Origin of the sequence: Mycolicibacter icosiumassiliensis (assembly GCF_900078685.2) — a bacterium.
Classification (GTDB): Bacteria; Actinomycetota; Actinomycetes; order Mycobacteriales; family Mycobacteriaceae; genus Mycobacterium; species Mycobacterium icosiumassiliensis.
The window spans coordinates 3,142,637-3,160,917 of the sequence record NZ_LT546166.1; the positions used below are offsets into that span (position 1 = coordinate 3,142,637).

An 18,281-nucleotide genomic window follows, 5' to 3' on the forward strand; every position below is an offset into this window, starting at 1 on the left:
GACGATCGTGCTTAACGACCAAACGACCGAACATCGGTGCGAGTGGTACGAGTTCCTTGAGGGCGGAGTGCTCGCGGTTCATAACGAAACTGGCAAGGTCGAGTTCTACGCCCCTGGAACTTGGACCCACGTAACCACAGAACAGCCTCCGGGCAAGCCGGCGTCCAACGAGGCAGCTTTCCTCTGACATCACCGGCTCCCCCCGGTGTGTAACGCGGATTGCGCCTTGGGCACGGGTGCCTCTTTGACCCCCCTCGGGGCATCCCCCCTGGTCAGAGCGTTGCCGCGTGCTGCGCCGGCAGCGCGGTTGCATGGCCCGCACAGCACGTCCACGTCCTGCAGTCGCACGGCCTTGCCTGCCGCCTTGCGCTGCCAGGCGCTCGGCTTGTGATCGCACTGCAGATCCTCGGTCGATCCACACCCCGAGCACCACGGCTGCAGTCGACGAGCACGGCGGCTCAACCGATCCCACGCCGCGTTGTAGCCGTATTCGCGGGGTGACTTCGGCGGGTGCTTCGGGCGGTGCTCATCGCAGTGGCTGCGCGGTGACGGCTCACCGCACCGGAGGCAGGGGCGCAGGGTCATCCGACATCACCGGCCTCGGCCTGTAGCGCGACATTGCGGAGGATTGCCAGGATCTCGTCGGGTTCGCCTGGGACTGAGCGCAAAAGGCTGTCGAGCATGGCGAGCAGGCCGAGCAGCAACGGCACGCCGTCGCCGCGGTGCATCTCCATGACTGCCCGGACGGTGTTCATGTCGCTGTGGTGGTAGGCCGCCGTGGCGGTGATGGCGGCGTGGCAGCCGTCGATGTCGCGCTGGCGCTGGGCTTCGGGGGTCATCACGTCACCACCACTTCCGGTCGGTGGTCCAGGTGGTGCCCGGTTCCGGGTCGTCGTCGGTGTCGACGCGCCCCCAGGCCAGCCACTTGCCCTCCAGGCTGTTGTAGCGGTACTCCACGCGGTCGTGGATGAAGCTGTCGAGACGACTGGCCTCGTTTAGGACTCGCAGGATGCCACCAGGGTCGGGCTCGGGGCGGTGCCGCTTGAGCTCTTTCCGCGCCCGGTTGAGGGCGGCCAGGTCGTCGTGGTCGAAGCCAAGGATCATGGGCTTGTCCTCGTCGGGGCCGGTGACGGTGACGTACACCAGGCCCTCATGCGGGCTGGCCTGGTAGGCGAGGACGGTGCCGTCTACAAGGTCGATCTCGTTGTCGGTCATGCGGGGTTTCCTTTCTCGGTGGTGGTGCGCCAGGTGCGCATTGCGTTGACGGTGCGTTGCTTCTGCCATGCCAGGCGTTTTCGGGCGTCCTCGACGGTTTCCGGCGGCGGGTCGAGTTCGGCGATCGCGTTCACGTCGGCAGTGGGTGCGGCTTCGTCCTCATTGCGCTCACCATCAGCGGGCGGATAGATGGCCCACTCCAGCACGCCATCGGTGAAGGCAAGCAGCTTGAACGTGCCCGCGACCGGTTCCCGGTCACCGACCGGGCAGTGTGCCCGCAGGCCGCCGTGGCGGTCCTTGTTGATCAGCAGGGTGGCGGCTCCACCGTGTCCCGGCGTGAAGGGCTGCTTGATCTTGACCCGCAGCGAAACCCCACCGATAGCGCGCCGCTTCGCGGCGGTGCCGCCGGGGCCGGCCGCTCGGGAGTCGGCGCTCTTGGCGAGGTGGTCGTTCGCCAGGACGGCCGCACCGGCCTTGGCGAGCGGCTTGAGGACGTTGGTGTGAGCCAAGGTGAAGTCGTCGCTGGAGTTGCTGCTGGCCCCGTACATCGGCAGCAGTTCGCCCACCGAGTCGACCAAGGCGACGGCTGGCCGCCACTGCATGGAGTCGTCGATGACCCGGCGTAGCTCGGCGCGATCTTCGGGTTCGGTGTACCGGAACCGGTCGAGGTCGCGCAGGGCGTGGGCCGGTGCGCCGAGGTCGAGCAGTCGCCGAACGGTGGCCGGTGCGCCGTTGTGGTCGAGGTCGATGATCAGCGCCTTGCGGCCGGCCTTGAGCGCCTCAGTGACACACGCCAGGCACAGCCATGACTTGCCCACTTCGGGGTCGCCAAAGATCCAATTGACCTGACCGGCATAGAACAGGGCGTGTCCATCGGTTCGGCGGCCTAGTTGCGGTTCCGGCGGTTCGGGAACCGTGCCGTCGAGCAAGGCGGATATGTCCACGTAGATGGGGGTTTCGTCTGCGGTTCCCGGTTCCCGCATAGTGGGTAGGGAACCGGGAACCGTGCCGTTGTGTTCGGTTCCCAGACGGTTCCCGGAACCGGGAACCGCAACGGTTCCCGGTTCCCTACATGGGTTCCCGGAACCGGGAACCGCATGAAGTTCAGTCATGCGACCACCGCCCAACGCTCGGCGATCTCGATCGCAAGGCGCTGCTCATCGCCGCCGTGCTGCCACATCAGGCGCATGGCCGGCAGGTCGGGTGCGGGTGTCAAGCCTTGACTCAGCAGATGTTCCGCGGCTTCCAGATACCCGGCGCTCGGCGGGTCGTACCGCCAGGGGTCGGCGTACCCGCTCGGCTGAATCGCCAGGCGTTGCGCTGCGGCTCGTCGTACCTTGGTCTGCCGAAGGGTTGCGGTACCGTGGCAGTAGTCCCCAGCCAAGGACATGGAAGCCGTCTCGGTGTCACCGCCGGGGCGGCTTTCTCGTTCGTGGGTCATGCGGTCACCGCCTCGCCGTCAGTGCGCTGGCGGCGGTTCTGGTGAAGGTGGGCGCGCACGTCCTCGCGCAGATAACGGACCCTTCCGCTGGTCACCTTCACGAACGGCACGCCACGGCCCAGGTATCGGTCTTGCGCCAAGGCTGCCTCGGTGGTCTGCAGGTACTCCCCCAACTGTTTCGCGGTCATTACTTCGGGTAGTTCGTCAAGCGTCATGGCGACTCCGTCCTCAGATCATCTGTCGTGATGACTTGAGAATGACACCGACGTAATTCACTTGTCAAGCCATCTCGTGAGATACGCTGAGAACGTGACAGGTTCCCTCCCCATCGCCACCGTGATTGGCCTCAACGCTCATCGCATCCGAACCGATTGCGGCGCAACGCTTGTCGAGGTTGCGGCGCTGGCCAATCGGGATGGTGCACGGTGGAATTCGTCGATGGTCTCGCGGATTGAACGCGGCCGGTTTGACGCGACGATTCCCACCGTCCTGCTTATCGCCGACGCACTCGACGTGATTTCTCGTCGCGCTGGACGCCCCCCGGTGCGGATCACTGACCTACTGGCGTCCGATGCACCCATGCAAGTGGCGACGAACGACGCTGAGGCTTATCGGGTGGAGGTCACGGTGGAGGCTGCGGACCTGATCCGGTTCCTCGGAGGCCAAACGGAGGCCGTCGAAGCCCTCGTGTTCAGCGGAGCCCTCGACCAAAGCCGGATCGCTGGCACCGACCACGAACAGCGGCTCGCGAAGTCACTGGGCATACCCGTGCGTGTCCTGCAGCATCTCGCTGGGCAGTTGTGGGGCCAGACCTTCGGTGAGGAGCGCGATGCCCGTGCCGGGGAGGATGCCAACGCGCAGAAACGCGGCCGGGTCACCCGCGAACTCAAGCAGGAGATCGTCGAGGCATACGAGGGCCAGCATGGCAACCATCAGTAAGTACCAAACCAAGGGCGGCACCACGCTTTACCGGGTCCGATACCGGACGCCAGACAAGGGCCAGACCGATAAGCGCGGCTTCACGACGAAGCGCGACGCGCAGGTGTTCGCCGAGCAGATCGAAGTTGATAAACGCCGCGGGGCCTATGTGGCACCGTCTGACGGCCGGGTGAAGTTCGGCGATCTGGCCCGTGAGTGGCTGGCCGCCAAGCACAACCTCAAGCCGTCGACCCGTGCCCGCTACGAGATCACGCTGACGATCGCGCTCGCCCGCTTCCACCATGTAGCCATCGGGGATATCAGCCGGCCGATGGTACGGACGCTGGTGGCTGATCTGGTGGCCGATGGTGCGGCGTCGTCGTCGGTACACAAGGCCGTGGGGTTGTTACGCCAGGTTCTCAAGGCGGCGGTGGCCGACAACCTGCTGGCGGTGAACGTCGTCGATGGCGTCGAACTGCCCGTCGTCAAGACGACCGAACAGCGTTACCTCAGTGCCGCCGAGCTGCACCGTGCGGCGCTGGCGGCCGGCGGGTACAAGGCGCTGGTGTACGTCCTGGGTAGCACCGGGTTGCGGTTCGGCGAGGCTGCCGAGCTTCGGTGGCGTGATGTGGATGTGGACGGGCTACGGCTGCGCGTCTGTCGGTCGGTGACCTTCGTGGGCGGTAAGGCGGTCGTCGGCACGCCGAAGAACGGCAGGGAGCGCACAGTGGCTCTACCGGCTAGCGTGGCACGGCTGCTGACTCCGGGTGCCGCCGATGATCTGGTGTTCCCTGACTCGGCCGGCGGATGGATGCGGGCCAGCAATGTGCGGCGTCGGTGGTGGGCTAGGGCGCTGGCCGATGCCGGCCTACCGACTGACTTCAAGCTCCACGAGCTTCGGCACACGGCGGCCTCGCTGGCGATCCGGGCCGGGGCCAATATCAAGTCGCTTCAGAACATGCTCGGGCACGCCTCGGCGGGCCTGACTTTGGATCGCTACGGCCACCTGTATGAGTCCGATATTGACTCGGTAGGTCACGCCATTGATGAAGCGTTATCTGTAACTTGTGGGCACGGTGTGGGCACGGAGCCTGCCACCGGCCGCCGATTGCGCGCCGTTAATACCGCTGACCTGCATTAACACTGGTGGGCGCGGACGGTTTCGAACCGCCGACCGCTGGTGTGTAAAACCAGAGCTCTACCACTGAGCTACGCGCCCCTGCCTCGGGCAGGTTACCCGGACCAGTACCCCAGGCCCAAAACCGCGAGATCGGGCTCACGCAGCAGAAGTTCGAGTGACTCCCTGCGTGAGCCCGATTTCGCGGCCAAAGGTGGCCAAGGGTCAGGACTTCAGCGCGCCCAGGGCGTCGAGCCAGAGCTGCTGGTCGCGCGCCTCACCGGGCTGCTTCATCTCGGCGAACCGGATGATGCCGGACTTGTCGATGACGAACGTGCCGCGGTTGGGAAAGCCGGTGTCGGAGTTGAACACCCCGTAGGCCTCGCTGACGGCGCCGTGCGGCCAGAAATCGGAGAGCACCGGGAACAGGAACCCGCTCTCGGTCGCCCAGATCTTGTGGGTGGGCGGCGGGCCCACCGAGATCGCCAGCGCCACGCTGTCGTCATTGACGTAGCGGGGCAGCTGGTCGCGCAGCTGATCCAGCTCGCCCTGGCAGATGCCGGTGAAGGCCAGCGGGAAGAACACCAGCAGAACGTTCCTCTGACCGCGAAAATCGCTCAGCGTCACCGGCTGCTGGTTTTGGTCCTTGAGGGTGAAGTCCGGGGCCTGCGCGCCGACCTGCAGCATCAACGCTTCCCGGTGCGGGACTTGGGCTGCACCAGGCGACTGGCACTCCAGTCCCCCAGGTTGACCGACGACGTCGGCATCAGGCCGGCCGTCGGCGCCGCCTCGGCGATCTCGGCGGGCTGCACATGGCCGGATCGGCCGGTCTTGGGTGTCAATACCCAGATCACCCCGTCGTCAGCCAAGGCGGTGATCGCATCCATCAGGGTGTCCACCAAGTCACCATCGCCGTCGCGCCACCACAGCAGCACGACGTCAACCACCTCATCGGTGTCCTCGTCGAGCAGTTCGCTGCCGGCGGCTTCTTCGACGTCGACACGGATGTCGTCGTCGGCGTCCTCGTCCCAGCCGAACTCCTGGACCAACTGCTTGCTCTCGATGCCCAGTTTGCGGGCGAAGCTCGGGGCGTCGTTATCCGCCGCGACCACCGTGCGACCTCCTTAGATCCTCAGCGCTTGTGATGTGAATCATCGTTGCACAGCTCGCCGTGCTGGGCGGGGTGAGCGGGCTCAGAAGGCTTTGCACAACTGCATCCCCTTGTCCCGAGCCCGGTTCAGTTCATCCTTGCGGGCGTTGTACACCGGTACCGGCGCCTTGGATGAAATCGCGGTTGCCACGCCGCGCGCGGCCTGCGCATAGGTGTTGAACGCGTCCGTCAGGTCCGGCGACAACTTCTCGTTGATCGCCGCGACAACCTCGTCGGCACTGTGGTTGAGTGCCTCCACCGCGGGCCCGGCGGTGCCGGAGATATCCCCGCCCTTGTTGAACGCCTCGACGTACTTGTTCACCACGTCGACGGCGTCGCTGCTGCTCGAGGCGAACCGGCCGCACGCGCCGCGGACCGCCTGAGTGGTCATCGACTGCTGACGCTGGGTCTCACGAATGCTCGAGGTGGCTTCCGAGGCCGACACCGACGCCGACACCGAGGAGCGGTAGGCCGGGGCTTCGGAGGTGTCCGCCTCCGGGGTGCCACCGATGATGCTGGTACAGCCGACGACCCCCATCGCCAACGCCGCCACCACTCCGGCCACCGACGCGCCTACCCGAGCGTGTCGCCGCGTCTGGGCGCGCGAGGCAGTCAGCCGTCGGGTCAGCACAACTTGAAACGTTACCGCGTACCCGCCACCAGGCCGAGATCAGCCCACCCTGCGGCACGCGCCCACCGCCGGTCAGGTGTCCGGTGGGGCAGGATAGAAAAGACGAGACCGGCGAATCGATCGGTCGGTGTCGTCCTGGCCACAAGCCGGGAGGCACATCTTGTCCTCCGAACCAAGGAGCAATGCGTTGACCACTGAGGCCGTACATCAGGATCTGGCCAAAAAGCCAAGCAGCACAACCGAATCCGATCGGGTCCGGGTGATCCGCGAGGGGGTGGCGTCCTACCTCCCCGACATCGACTCCGACGAGACAACCGAGTGGCTGGAGTCCTTCGACGAACTGCTGGCCCGGTCCGGTCCGGCTCGCGCCCGCTACCTGATGTTGCGACTGCTCGAACGCGCCGGCGAACAGCGAGTAGCGATCCCGGCGCTCACCTCCACCGACTACGTCAACACCATCCCGACCGAGTTGGAACCCTGGTTCCCCGGCGACGAGGAAACCGAACGCCGCTACCGCAGCTGGATCCGCTGGAACGCCGCGGTGATGGTGCACCGCGCGCAGCGGCCTGGGGTGGGGGTCGGCGGCCATATTTCGACCTACGCGTCATCCTCGACGCTCTACGAAGTCGGGTTTAACCACTTCTTTCGCGGCAAAGACCACCCCGGCGGCGGCGACCAGGTGTTCATCCAGGGCCACGCCTCCCCCGGCATTTACGCGCGCGCCTTCCTGGAAGGTCGGCTGAGCACCCATGATCTCGACGGCTTCCGTCAGGAGCACAGCCACCCCGGCGGCGGCCTGCCGTCCTACCCGCATCCGCGACTGAAGCCCGACTTCTGGGAGTTCCCCACGGTGTCGATGGGCCTGGGCCCGATGAACGCCATCTACCAGGCCCGGTTCAACCACTACCTGCATGACCGCGGCATCCGCGACACCTCCGATCAGCACGTGTGGTGCTTTTTGGGCGACGGCGAGATGGACGAGCCGGAGAGCCGCGGCCTGCTGCACGTCGGGGCGCTGGAGGGCCTGGACAACCTGACGTTCGTGGTCAACTGCAACCTGCAGCGCCTGGACGGCCCGGTGCGCGGCAACGGCAAGATCATTCAGGAACTGGAATCGTTCTTCCGCGGCGCGGGCTGGAACGTGATCAAGGTGGTGTGGGGCCGCGAATGGGATGCCCTGCTGCACGCCGACCGGGACGGCGCCCTGGTCAACCTGATGAACGTCACCCCCGACGGCGATTACCAGACCTACAAGGCCAATGACGGCGGCTACGTGCGAGAGCACTTCTTCGGCCGCGACCCGCGCACCAAGGCGCTGGTGGAGAATCTGTCCGATCAGGACATCTGGCACCTCAAGCGTGGCGGGCACGACTACCGCAAGGTCCATGCCGCCTACCGCGCGGCCGTCGAGCACAAGGGCCAGCCGACGGTGATCCTGGCCAAGACCATCAAGGGCTACAGCCTGGGCAGCTACTTCGCCGGCCGTAACGCCACCCACCAGATGAAGAAGTTCCGGCTGCAGGACCTCAAGGACTTCCGCGACGAGATGCGGATTCCGATCCCGGACTCCGAACTGGAGGAGAACCCGTACCTGCCGCCGTACTACCACCCCGGCGAGCAGGCACCCGAGATCCGCTACCTGCTGGACCGGCGGCGCGCCCTGGGCGGCTTCGTGCCGCACCGCCGCACCCAGGCCAAAGCGTTGGAACTGCCGGGCTCGCAGGCCTACGCGGCGGTCAAGAAGGGGTCCGGCACCCAGGAGGTGGCCACCACCATGGCCACCGTGCGGGTGTTCAAAGAGTTGTTGCGGGACAAGCAGTTAGGTCCGCGATTGGTGCCGATCATCCCCGATGAGGCCCGCACATTCGGGATGGACTCGTGGTTCCCGTCGTTGAAGATCTACAACCGCAACGGCCAGCTCTACACCTCGGTGGATGCCGACCTGATGCTGGCCTACAAGGAAAGCGAAATCGGCCAGATCCTGCACGAGGGCATCAACGAAGCCGGTTCGACGGCCTCGTTCACCGCGGTCGGGACGTCGTATGCCACCCATGACGAGCCGATGGTCCCGATCTACATCTTCTATTCGATGTTCGGCTTCCAGCGCACCGGCGACGGCCTGTGGGCGGCTGCCGATCAGATGGCCCGCGGTTTCGTCCTGGGCGCCACCGCGGGACGCACCACCCTGACCGGTGAGGGTCTGCAGCACGCCGACGGGCACTCGCTGCTGTTGGCCAGCACCAACCCCGCGGTGGTCTCCTACGATCCGGCGTTCGCCTACGAGGTCGCCCACATCATCGAAAGCGGCCTGGCACGGATGTACGGCCCGAACCCGGAGAACGTGTACTTCTACGTCACGCTCTACAACGAGCCCTACGTGCAGCCAGCCGAACCCGACGGTTTTGAACCCGAGGGACTGCTGCGCGGCATCTACCGCTTGCGCAAGGCCGCCGAACCCCGGTCGCACACCGCGCAGATCCTGGCGTCGGGGGTGGCGGTGCCCGAGGCACTGCGGGCCGCCGACCTGTTGGCGGCCGACTGGGATGTGGCCGCCGACGTGTGGTCGGTGACCAGCTGGGGTGAGCTCAACCGGGACGGGGTGGCCATCGAACGCGAACGGCTGCGTCACCCGGAGCGCCCGGCCGCGGTGCCGTATGTGACGCGGGCGCTGGCGGATGCCACCGGCCCGGTCGTTGCGGTGTCGGACTGGATGCGTGCGGTGCCCGAGCAGATCCGGCCGTGGGTGCCCGGCAACTACGTCACCCTGGGCACCGACGGGTTCGGGTTCTCCGACACCCGTCCGGCCGCGCGGCGCTACTTCAACACCGACGCCGAGTCGGTGGTGGTCGCGGTGCTGGCCGCGCTGGCCCGCGACGGCGCCATCGACGCGTCGGTCCCGGTCAACGCGGCGACGCGGTACCAGATCGACGACGTGTTGGCCGCCCCCGAGCAGACGTCGGATTCCGGCGTCGCATAGCCAGCCCCGTGGATTTCGGCGCGATAGTTCCCGCTGAGCGGGAATTATCGCGCCCAAATCGCGGCTTGTTGTTACTTGTGACCAGAAATCAGGCGTAGCTTTTAGAAATGGTCGACAACAGCCCGGCGGCCCCGGTCCTGCCGCGGTCGACGCTGGACCTGCTCAGCACCGTCCCGGACACCCTGCTGCGCAGGCTCAAGCACTACTCGGGCCGGCTGGCCACCGAAGCGGTGTCGATGATGGGTGACCGGTTGCCGTTCTTCGCCGACCTGGAGGCCTCCCAGCGCGCCAGCGTGGCACTGGTGGTGCAGACGGCGGTGGTCAACTTCGCCGAGTGGATGCACGACCCGCACGGCAACGTCAGCCACACCGCGCAGGCGTTCGAGTTGGTACCCCAGGAGCTGACCCGCCACATCGCACTGCGGCACACCGTGGACATGGTGCGGGTCACGATGGAGTTCTTCGAGGAGGTCGTGCCGCTGCTGGCTCGCTCCGAGGAGCAGGTGACCGCGCTGACGGTGGGCATCCTCAAGTACAGCCGGGATCTGGCGTTCACCGCCGCCTCCGCCTACGCCGACGCCGCGGAGGCCCGAGGCACCTGGGACTCTCGGATGGAGGCCAGCGTGGTGGACGCCGTGGTCCGCGGTGACACCGGTCCGGAGTTGTTGAGCCGCGCGGCCGCGCTGAACTGGGACACCACCGCCCCGGCCACCGTGGTGGTGGGCACCGCACCACCGGGACCGGACGCCTTCGCCGGACAGAAAGCCAGCCAAGACGTCCGCGATGTCGCCGAACGCCACGGCCGGGCGGCCCTGACCGACGTGCACGGCACCTGGCTGGTGGCGATCGTGTCGGGCCCGCTGACGCCCACGCAGAAGTTCTTCGCCGACCTGCTCGGCGCGTTCTCCGACGGTCCAGTGGTGATCGGACCGACGGCGCCGACCTTGACCGCCGCCTATCACAGTGCCAGCGAGGCGATCTCGGGGATGAACGCCGTCGTGGGCTGGACCGGTGCACCGCGACCGGTGCTGGCTCGCGAGCTGCTTCCGGAGCGGGCACTGATCGGCGATACGTCGGCGATCGCGGCCTTGCACACCGACGTGATGCGGCCGCTGGCCGAGGCCGGGCCGACGCTCACCGAGACACTGGACGCCTATTTGGACTGTGGCGGCGCGATCGAGGCCTGCGCCCGCAAGTTGTTCGTTCATCCAAACACCGTCCGCTACCGGCTCAAGCGGATCGCCGACTTCACCGGACGCGATCCGGCCGTGCCGCGTGACGCCTATGTCCTGCGGGTTGCCGCCACGGTCGGGCGGCTGGCCAACCAAGCGCAGCAAGCCAGTTTCAGTAGTGCCAACGTGGCCTATGCCGCCGCGCCGATGCCCTCCACCGGCCCCGATGACCCTCAGGTCAACCCGGCGGAATGACCCGCCGGGGCGTACCCCGGGCATGTACAGATGCACACCAGCAGCGAACACTTGTCGCAGTTCGGTATCGAACACGTCGCATAGAACGGCAGTTTTGTAGGGTCTCCACAAAAACATAAGACAATGTTCATAATCTAGGACATCCTGCAAACCGCTCTTCACAATGTTCTCTTAAAGACGTGATTGCGTTGCTCGCTCCCGGACAGGGATCTCAGACCCCCGGCATGCTGTCGCCGTGGCTGGAGGCGCCCGGCGCCGATGCCGCGCGCGAGCAGTTGGCCGCCTGGTCGGAGATCAGTGGTCTGGACCTGATCGCACTGGGCACCACCGCGACGGCCGAGGAGATCACCGACACCGCGGTCACCCAGCCGCTGGTGGTGGCGGCGACCCTGCTGGCGTACGCCGAGCTGGTCAAGCGGCGCAACGGCTCGGTGAGCGGCAGCGATGTCATCGTGGCCGGCCATTCCGTCGGTGAGATCGCGGCCTACGCGATCGCCGGCGTCATCTCCGCCGACGACGCCGTCATGCTGGCCGCCACCCGCGGCCGCGAGATGGCCAAGGCCTGCGCACTTGAGCCGACCGGCATGGCTGCGCTGCTCGGCGGCGACGAGGCCGAGGTGCTGGCCCGCCTCGAGCAACTCGACCTGACCCCGGCCAACCGCAACGCTGTCGGCCAGATCGTGGCGGCCGGTCCGTTGCACGCGCTGGACAAGCTCGCCGAAGACCCGCCCGCCAAGGCCCGGGTCCGCAAGCTGGCCACCGCCGGGGCGTTCCACACCCAGTACATGGCACCGGCGCTGGAGGCTTACGCCGCCGCAGCCGGGCAGGTGAGCACGTCTGAGCCCACCGCTACCCTGTTGTCCAACCGCGACGGGCAGCCGGTGACATCGGCGGCTCAGGCGTTGGAGCACCTGGTTGCGCAACTGACCCGGCCGGTGCGCTGGGACTTGTGCACCGAGACGCTCCGCGCCCGCGAGGTCACGGCGATCGTGGAGTTCCCGCCCGCCGGTACCCTGGCCGGCATTGCCAAACGCGAACTTCGGGGGACCCCGACGCACGCCGTCAAATCTCCCGCGGATCTGGACGGGCTGCCCGAGTTCTAACGCCCGCTTCCAAACCTGCACAACCAGATACCCAGTAATACCCCCGCACACCCCGTGCGGATCCAACCGAAGGGAAACACAGTGGCTGCCAGCCAGGATGAAATCATCGCCGGTCTCGCCGAGATCATCGAAGAGGTGACCGGTATCGAGCCGAGCGAGGTCACCGTCGAGAAGTCCTTCGTCGACGACCTGGACATCGACTCGCTGTCGATGGTGGAGATCGCCGTTCAGACCGAAGACAAGTACGGCGTGAAGATCCCGGACGAGGACCTCGCCGGTCTGCGCACCGTCGGTGACGTGGTGGGCTACATCCAGAAGCTCGAGGCCGAGAACCCCGAGGCTGCCGCCGCGCTGCGCGAGAAGTTCGGTTCCGAGAGCTAATCGTGTCCTCTCAGCCTTCTACGGCCAACGGCGGTTACCCCAGTGTGGTGGGAACCGCCGTTGGGGCCACCCCTTCAAAAGCCTTCTGCGGCAAACGGCGGTTCCCCCAGTGGGGTGGTAACCGCCGTTGAGGCCACCACTTCAATCGGCGCAGACATCGAGAGCACGTGGAAGGGACTGCTCGCCGGTGAGAGCGGCATCCACGTGCTCGAGGACGATTTCGTCTCCAAGTGGGATCTGCCGGTCAAGATCGGCGGACACCTCAAGGACCCGGTGGATGACCACATGGGCCGGCTGGACCTGCGACGCATGTCCTACGTTCAGCGGATGGCCAAACTGCTCGCTGGGCGGTTGTGGGAGAACGCCGGATCGCCAGAGGTCGACCCCGACCGATTCACGGTCGTTGTCGGCACCGGGCTTGGTGGCGGCGAGAAGATCGTCGAGACCTATGACCTGATGAACGAGGGCGGCCCCCGCAAGGTGTCGCCGCTGGCCGTTCAGATGATCATGCCCAACGGTGCCGCCGCGGTGGTCGGCCTGCAGCTCGGTGCCCGCGCTGGGGTCATCACCCCGGTGTCGGCCTGCTCCTCGGGATCGGAGGCCATCGCCCACGCGTGGCGTCAGATCGTGATGGGCGACGCGGACTTCGCGGTCTGCGGTGGTGTCGAAGGCGGCATCGAGGCGCTGCCGATCGCGACGTTCTCGATGATGCGGGCGATGTCGACCCGCAACGACAACCCCGAGGGTGCGTCGCGGCCGTTCGACAAGGACCGGGACGGCTTCGTGTTCGGTGAGGCCGGGGCGCTGATGATCATCGAGACCGAAGAGCATGCCAAGGCACGCGGCGCCAAGCCGCTGGCCCGGTTGATGGGGGCCGGTATTACTTCCGACGCCTTCCACATGGTGGCTCCCGGTCCCGACGGCAAGCGGGCCGGCCGTGCGATGACCCGGTCGCTGGAGTTGGCGGGCCTGTCCGCCAAGGACGTCGACCACATCAACGCGCACGGAACTGCTACTCCGATCGGTGACACCGCCGAGGCGAATGCGATCCGGGAAGCCGGTTGCGAGCACGCCGCGGTGTATGCGCCCAAGTCGGCGCTGGGCCACTCCATTGGGGCGGTCGGTGCGCTGGAGTCGGCGCTGACGGTGCTCTCGCTGCGTGACGGGGTCATCCCGCCGACGCTGAACTATGAGACGCCGGACCCCGAGATCGACCTCGACATCGTCGCGGGCGAGCCTCGTTACGGCGACTACAGGTACGCCATCAACAATTCATTTGGGTTCGGTGGGCACAACGTCGCGCTCGCCTTTGGGCGGTACTGACACACTTCGGTACCAAGAGAGGGAAGTTCGCAACAGCCATGTCAACGCTGGCAACGGGAAAGGGTCTCCCCAACGTTGTCGTCACCGGCTACGCCATGACGACCGCATTGGCCGCGGACGGGGAGAACACCTGGAAGAAGCTACTGGACGGCCAGAGCGGCATTCGCAAGCTCACCGATTCATTCGTCGAGGAGTATGACCTACCGGTTCGTATCGGCGGGCACCTCGTCGAGACCCCTGAGAGTTTCGACGAGGGGCTGAGCCGGACCGAGCTGCGTCGGCTTTCCTACTTGCAGAAGATGGCTTTGGTGCTGAGCCGGCGTGCCTGGGAACACGCCGGCTCACCCGAAGTCGACACCCGGCGCCTCATGGTGTCGGTTGGCACCGGGATGGGCTCCAGCGAGGAGCTTGTCTGGGCCTATGACGGCATGCGCGAACGCGGCCTGAAGGCGGTCTCGCCGTTGGTCGTGCAGAAGTACATGCCCAACGGAGCGGCCGCTGCGGTCGGACTGGACCGGCATGCCAGAGCGGGGGTGATCACCCCGATCTCGGCCTGTGCCTCCGGCTCAGAGGGCATCGCGCACGCCTGGCAGCAGATCGTGCTCGGCGAAGCTGACATGGCGATCTGCGGTGGTGTGGAAACCCGGATCGAAGCAGTGCCGATCGCGGGATTCGCCCAAATGCGCATCGTGCTGTCCACCTCCAACGACAACCCGGAGGGCGCCTGCCGTCCGTTCGACCGCGACCGCAACGGGTTCGTGTTCGGCGAGGGCGGCGCACTGATGGTGATCGAGACCGAAGAGCACGCCAAGGCGCGCGGGGCCAACATCCTCGCCCGGATCATGGGTGCCTCCATCACCTCGGACGGCTACCACATTGTCGCGCCGGACCCCGACGGCCAGAGCGCGGGTCGGGCGATGACACGGGCGATCCAGATCGCCGACCTAGCGCCCGGCGACATCAGCCACGTCAATGCGCACGCCACCGGAACCACCGTGGGTGATGTGGCAGAAGGTCACGCCATCAACCTCGCTTTGGGCCCGCACGGCGGCAACGCCGCGGTGTACGCGCCCAAGGCGGCACTGGGCCACTCGGTCGGTGCGGTCGGGGCGGTCGAGTCCATCCTGACGGTGATGGCGCTGCGTGAGCAGATCATCCCGCCGACACGGAACCTGGAGAATCTCGATCCCGAGATCGACCTGGATGTGGTGGCCGGCGAGCCGCGAGCGGGGACCTACGAGTACGCCATCAACAACTCATTCGGGTTCGGCGGGCACAACGTCGCGATCGTCTTCGGTCGGTACTGAAGGCCGCCACAGCGAGACCCGCGATCAATAATTCAGACCAAGGAGAGGCGCGATGACGACTATGGCTCCCGAGACGGTGGGCGAATCGCTCGACCCGCGCGATCCCCTGCTGCGTCTGTCGACGTTCTTCGACGACGGCACGGTGGAATTGCTGCACGAGCGTGACCGCTCCGGCGTGCTGGCCGCCGGCGGCACCGTCAACGGAGTGCGCACCATCGCGTTCTGCACCGACGGCACCGTGATGGGCGGTGCGATGGGCATTGAGGGCTGCGACCACATCGTCAACGCCTACGACACCGCGATCGCCGAGCAGAGCCCGATCGTGGGCCTGTGGCACTCGGGCGGCGCCCGGTTGGCCGAGGGCGTGCGGGCCCTGCACGCGGTCGGACGGGTCTTCGAGGCCATGATCCGGGCTTCCGGATTCGTCCCGCAGATCTCGGTGGTGGTCGGATTCGCCGCCGGCGGCGCCGCCTACGGGCCGGCCCTGACCGACGTCATCGTGATGGCACCGGAGGGCCGGGTGTTCGTCACCGGCCCCGACGTGGTGCGCAGCGTCACCGGTGAGGACGTCGACATGGCCGCACTGGGCGGCCCCGACACCCACCACAAGAAGTCCGGCGTGTGCCACATCGTCGCCGACGACGAGCTCGACGCCTACGAGCGGGGCCGTCGTCTGGTCGGGTTGTTCTGCCAGCAGGGCCATTTCGACCGCAACAAGGCCGAGGCGGGCGAGATCGACCTGCACGCACTGCTGCCGGAGTCGGCGCGACGCGCCTACGACGTGCACCCGCTGGTGCACGCGCTGCTCGATGCGGACGCGCCGTTTGAAGAATTCCAGGCCAAGTGGGCGCCGTCGATGGTGGTCGGGCTGGGCCGGTTGTCCGGTCGCACGGTCGGCGTGCTGGCCAACAACCCGCTGCGGCTGGGCGGCTGCCTGAACTCCGAAAGCGCCGAGAAGGCAGCACGTTTCGTGCGGCTGTGCGACGCGTTCGGGATTCCGCTGATCGTGATCGTCGACGTGCCGGGATACCTGCCCGGCGTGGGTCAGGAATGGGGTGGCGTGGTGCGCCGCGGCGCCAAGCTGCTACACGCATTCGGCGAGGCCACCGTCCCCCGCGTCACGCTGGTGACCCGCAAGACCTACGGCGGGGCCTACATCGCGATGAACTCGCGGTCGTTGGGTGCTACCAAGGTGTTCGCCTGGCCGGACGCCGAAGTCGCGGTGATGGGCGCCAAGGCCGCGGTCGGCATCCTGCACAAGAAGAAGCTGGCCGCCGCCCCCGAGCACGAGCGGGAGGCGCTGCACGAGGAGCTGGCCGCCGAGCACGAGCGGATCGCCGGCGGAGTGGACAGCGCCATCGACATCGGCGTGGTCGACGAGAAGATCGACCCGTCGCACACGCGCGGCAAGATCACCCAGGCATTGGCCGAGGCGCCCGCCCGCCGCGGCCGCCACAAGAACATCCCGCTGTAGGCGTCAGCTCACCGGGTGGTGTAGCCGCCGTTGGCGAAGATGGTCTGCCCGGTGATCCAGTGGCCGCCGTCGAGCAGGAACACCACCAGTGGTGCGATGTCCTCGATGCGGGTCAACCGGTTGCCCATCCCCTGCGACTTGTGGAACTCGACGCGCTCCGGGGTTTCCTGCGGGTAGAAGAACGGGGTGTCCATCGGTCCGGGGGCGACGCTGTTGACATTGATCCCCCGGGTGCCGAACTCTTTGGCCGCCGCCCGGGTGAAGTGCTCCACCGGACTCTTGGAGCCCGCGTAGGTGGAGTAGCCGTCGGTGAACGCGCCCAGCAGCGCGGTCACGATCGTCACCACCGAACCGTTGTCGTTGAGCCGCTTGCCGGCCTGCTGCAGGAAGAAGTAAGCGGACTTGGCGTTGATGTCGAACATCGAGTCGTACTCGGCTTCGGTGGTCTCCAACAGCGGCTTGCGCAGCACCTTGCCGACGGTGTTGACCGCGAAGTCCAGTCCGCCGAATGCGATCACCGCGGCGTCGAAGAGGGCGGTGACATTGGCCGGAACGGTCAGATCGCCCTGCACCTTGATTGCCTTGACGCCGGCGGCCTGCACCGCAGCCACGGTTTTGTCGGCGTCGGGCTCGGAGCTGTCGCTGTTGTAGTGCACCGCGACGTTGACGCCGTGCGAGGCCAGCGTGGTGCTGATCAGCCCGCCCAGGTTCTTGGCCCCCGCGGCCACCACCGCCGATTTCCCGGTCAAATCGCTCATGGAAGTCCCCTTCTGTCGCTGACCACGAAACTAACCGGGCTCTGCACAAATGGGAAACAGAGTTGTACGCGCCATCAACAAGAATTATTTGTGGATAGCATGAGCCGATGTTCCCGGTCCCGGACCTGCGCCGCCTGACCCACTTCATCGCCGTCGCCGAGGCCACCGGCTTCACCAGCGCCGCCAAGCAGCTGCACCTGTCGCAGCAGGCGCTGTCGCATTCGGTGCAACAGCTGGAGAAGGAGATCGGTGTGACGCTGCTGGTGCGCTCCGGGCGCCGCATCACGTTGACCGCAGCCGGCCAGACGCTGTTGGACGAGGGCCGCGCTGTGCTGGCGGCGGCTCGGACCCTCACTGCGCACACGCGCGCCGCGGCCAGCGCCCAGCCGGATGAATTCGTCGTCGGGTACTCCCCTGCGATCAGTAGTCACGACGTCTACGCCCTGCTCGAGCCGGCGATCGCCGCCTCGCCCGACACGTCGTTCACGGTCGTGCAGCTGTTTCCCGACCGGCTCACCGCCGGGGTGCGCGACGGAGCCGTGCAGTTGGGGCTGCGCCGCGCCGTGGTGCCCCAGGAACTGCTGGCCGGCGCGGTGATCGGCTACGACCCGCTGCGGGTTGCCGTGCCTGCCGATCACCCGCTGGCCGCGCGCTCCCGTATCCGCATCGCCGAGCTGGCCGACCAACTGATCGCGCTGTGGGCGCCACCGGGGGCTTCCTACTACAGCGACTTTCTGGTCAACGCCTGCCGGCGTGCCGGATTCGAGCCGCAGTACCGGGTCAGTCGGGTGCAGGGCTGCCCGCCCGAGGTAGCGGCCCTGACCGAGAACGCCGTCGCGTTCGTCACCGCACCGGCCGGCCCGGCGCTGGCCGGCGCCGTCTCGGTGGTCGATCTCGACGAGCCGCTGCTGGTGCCCCTGCAGGCGCTGTGGCAGCCCCACACCAGTTCAGCGGTGCGGGATCGCATTCTGCATCAACGTCTTTGACAACCTCATGCGTGAACATTACCGCGATGAGTACGCCGACTACTGCAGCCGGGTCCGCAGGTATCTCTAGGAA

General features: G+C 66.9%; 19 protein-coding genes and 1 tRNA gene. 10 read left to right on the top strand and 10 right to left on the bottom strand.

Annotation, left to right across the window (positions count from 1 at the left end; all coding sequences use genetic code 11):
- Positions 1-581: 581 nt before the first annotated feature.
- The 5 genes from BN4346_RS38945 to BN4346_RS38965 form a co-directional block, all read right to left on the bottom strand.
- Complete coding sequence (locus BN4346_RS38945; RefSeq protein ID WP_154677609.1) at positions 582-839, bottom strand: hypothetical protein; 258 nt, start codon at positions 837-839, stop codon at positions 582-584.
- Positions 840-843: 4 nt separating this feature from the next.
- Positions 844-1,215, bottom strand: coding sequence for a hypothetical protein (locus tag BN4346_RS38950; RefSeq protein ID WP_067974138.1), 372 nt, complete (start codon positions 1,213-1,215; stop codon positions 844-846).
- Complete coding sequence (locus BN4346_RS38955) at positions 1,212-2,198, bottom strand: AAA family ATPase (protein ID WP_067974141.1); 987 nt, start codon at positions 2,196-2,198, stop codon at positions 1,212-1,214. The genes BN4346_RS38950 and BN4346_RS38955 overlap by 4 nt, the downstream gene beginning before the upstream one ends.
- A 125-nt stretch (positions 2,199-2,323) precedes the next feature.
- Entirely contained in the window at positions 2,324-2,656 is a 333-nt protein-coding gene (locus BN4346_RS38960) for a hypothetical protein (protein ID WP_067974144.1), read from the bottom strand.
- The gene (locus BN4346_RS38965) at positions 2,653-2,871 is read right to left on the bottom strand and encodes a hypothetical protein (protein WP_067974147.1); all 219 of its coding nucleotides are present in this window, start codon (positions 2,869-2,871) and stop codon (positions 2,653-2,655) included. The genes BN4346_RS38960 and BN4346_RS38965 overlap by 4 nt, the downstream gene beginning before the upstream one ends.
- 94 nt (positions 2,872-2,965) lie before the next feature.
- On the opposite strand from BN4346_RS38965, the gene BN4346_RS38970 reads away from it, so the two are divergent.
- Both BN4346_RS38970 and BN4346_RS38975 read left to right on the top strand, forming a co-directional pair.
- A complete protein-coding gene (locus BN4346_RS38970; protein WP_154677610.1) occupies positions 2,966-3,595 on the top strand; it encodes a helix-turn-helix domain-containing protein in 630 nt (209 codons plus the stop codon).
- On the top strand, positions 3,579-4,715 hold the full coding sequence (locus BN4346_RS38975) for a tyrosine-type recombinase/integrase (protein ID WP_067974153.1): 1,137 nt from the start codon (positions 3,579-3,581) through the stop codon (positions 4,713-4,715). The genes BN4346_RS38970 and BN4346_RS38975 overlap by 17 nt, the downstream gene beginning before the upstream one ends.
- Before the next feature lie 3 nt (positions 4,716-4,718).
- On the opposite strand, the gene BN4346_RS38980 is transcribed toward BN4346_RS38975, so the two are convergent.
- The 4 genes from BN4346_RS38980 to BN4346_RS38995 form a co-directional block, all read right to left on the bottom strand.
- Positions 4,719-4,793 (bottom strand) — tRNA-Val (locus BN4346_RS38980).
- A gap of 123 nt (positions 4,794-4,916) precedes the next feature.
- The gene (locus BN4346_RS38985; protein ID WP_067974155.1) at positions 4,917-5,378 is read right to left on the bottom strand and encodes a peroxiredoxin; all 462 of its coding nucleotides are present in this window, start codon (positions 5,376-5,378) and stop codon (positions 4,917-4,919) included.
- On the bottom strand, positions 5,378-5,803 hold the full coding sequence (locus BN4346_RS38990; RefSeq protein WP_067974158.1) for a DUF3052 domain-containing protein: 426 nt from the start codon (positions 5,801-5,803) through the stop codon (positions 5,378-5,380). The genes BN4346_RS38985 and BN4346_RS38990 overlap by 1 nt, the downstream gene beginning before the upstream one ends.
- A gap of 81 nt (positions 5,804-5,884) precedes the next feature.
- Positions 5,885-6,469: a hypothetical protein gene (locus BN4346_RS38995; RefSeq protein WP_407695144.1), complete on the bottom strand. Its 585-nt coding sequence runs from the start codon at positions 6,467-6,469 to the stop codon at positions 5,885-5,887.
- A 190-nt stretch (positions 6,470-6,659) separates the two neighbouring features.
- Between BN4346_RS38995 and aceE the strand changes: the two genes are divergently transcribed.
- The 7 genes from aceE (at position 6,660) to BN4346_RS39030 (ending at position 16,464) form a co-directional block, all read left to right on the top strand.
- Positions 6,660-9,449 carry a pyruvate dehydrogenase (acetyl-transferring), homodimeric type gene (gene aceE / locus BN4346_RS39000; protein ID WP_067974161.1) on the top strand — a complete coding sequence of 930 codons (2,790 nt, stop codon included), beginning with the start codon at positions 6,660-6,662 and terminating at the stop codon, positions 9,447-9,449.
- A gap of 107 nt (positions 9,450-9,556) precedes the next feature.
- The gene (locus BN4346_RS39005) at positions 9,557-10,876 is read left to right on the top strand and encodes a PucR family transcriptional regulator (RefSeq protein ID WP_067974163.1); all 1,320 of its coding nucleotides are present in this window, start codon (positions 9,557-9,559) and stop codon (positions 10,874-10,876) included.
- A gap of 179 nt (positions 10,877-11,055) precedes the next feature.
- Entirely contained in the window at positions 11,056-11,979 is a 924-nt protein-coding gene (locus BN4346_RS39010) for an ACP S-malonyltransferase (RefSeq protein ID WP_078058719.1), read from the top strand.
- 81 nt (positions 11,980-12,060) lie between these two features.
- A complete protein-coding gene (gene acpM / locus BN4346_RS39015) occupies positions 12,061-12,360 on the top strand; it encodes a meromycolate extension acyl carrier protein AcpM (RefSeq protein ID WP_046188312.1) in 300 nt (99 codons plus the stop codon).
- A gap of 60 nt (positions 12,361-12,420) precedes the next feature.
- Positions 12,421-13,683: a 3-oxoacyl-ACP synthase KasA gene (kasA, locus tag BN4346_RS39020; protein ID WP_067974462.1), complete on the top strand. Its 1,263-nt coding sequence runs from the start codon at positions 12,421-12,423 to the stop codon at positions 13,681-13,683.
- Between the two features lie 38 nt (positions 13,684-13,721).
- A complete protein-coding gene (gene kasB, locus BN4346_RS39025) occupies positions 13,722-14,990 on the top strand; it encodes a 3-oxoacyl-ACP synthase KasB (RefSeq protein WP_067974170.1) in 1,269 nt (422 codons plus the stop codon).
- A gap of 52 nt (positions 14,991-15,042) precedes the next feature.
- Positions 15,043-16,464 (top strand): acyl-CoA carboxylase subunit beta, encoded by a 1,422-nt coding sequence (locus tag BN4346_RS39030; protein WP_067974173.1) that lies wholly within the window; start codon positions 15,043-15,045, stop codon positions 16,462-16,464.
- Between the two features lie 8 nt (positions 16,465-16,472).
- Here BN4346_RS39030 and BN4346_RS39035 read toward each other — a convergent pair whose 3' ends face one another.
- The gene (locus BN4346_RS39035) at positions 16,473-17,222 is read right to left on the bottom strand and encodes an SDR family oxidoreductase (protein WP_067974176.1); all 750 of its coding nucleotides are present in this window, start codon (positions 17,220-17,222) and stop codon (positions 16,473-16,475) included.
- Between the two features lie 107 nt (positions 17,223-17,329).
- On the opposite strand from BN4346_RS39035, the gene BN4346_RS39040 reads away from it, so the two are divergent.
- Positions 17,330-18,208, top strand: a complete 879-nt coding sequence (locus BN4346_RS39040; RefSeq protein ID WP_067974179.1) for a LysR family transcriptional regulator — start codon at positions 17,330-17,332, stop codon at positions 18,206-18,208.
- Positions 18,209-18,281: the final 73 nt, after the last annotated feature.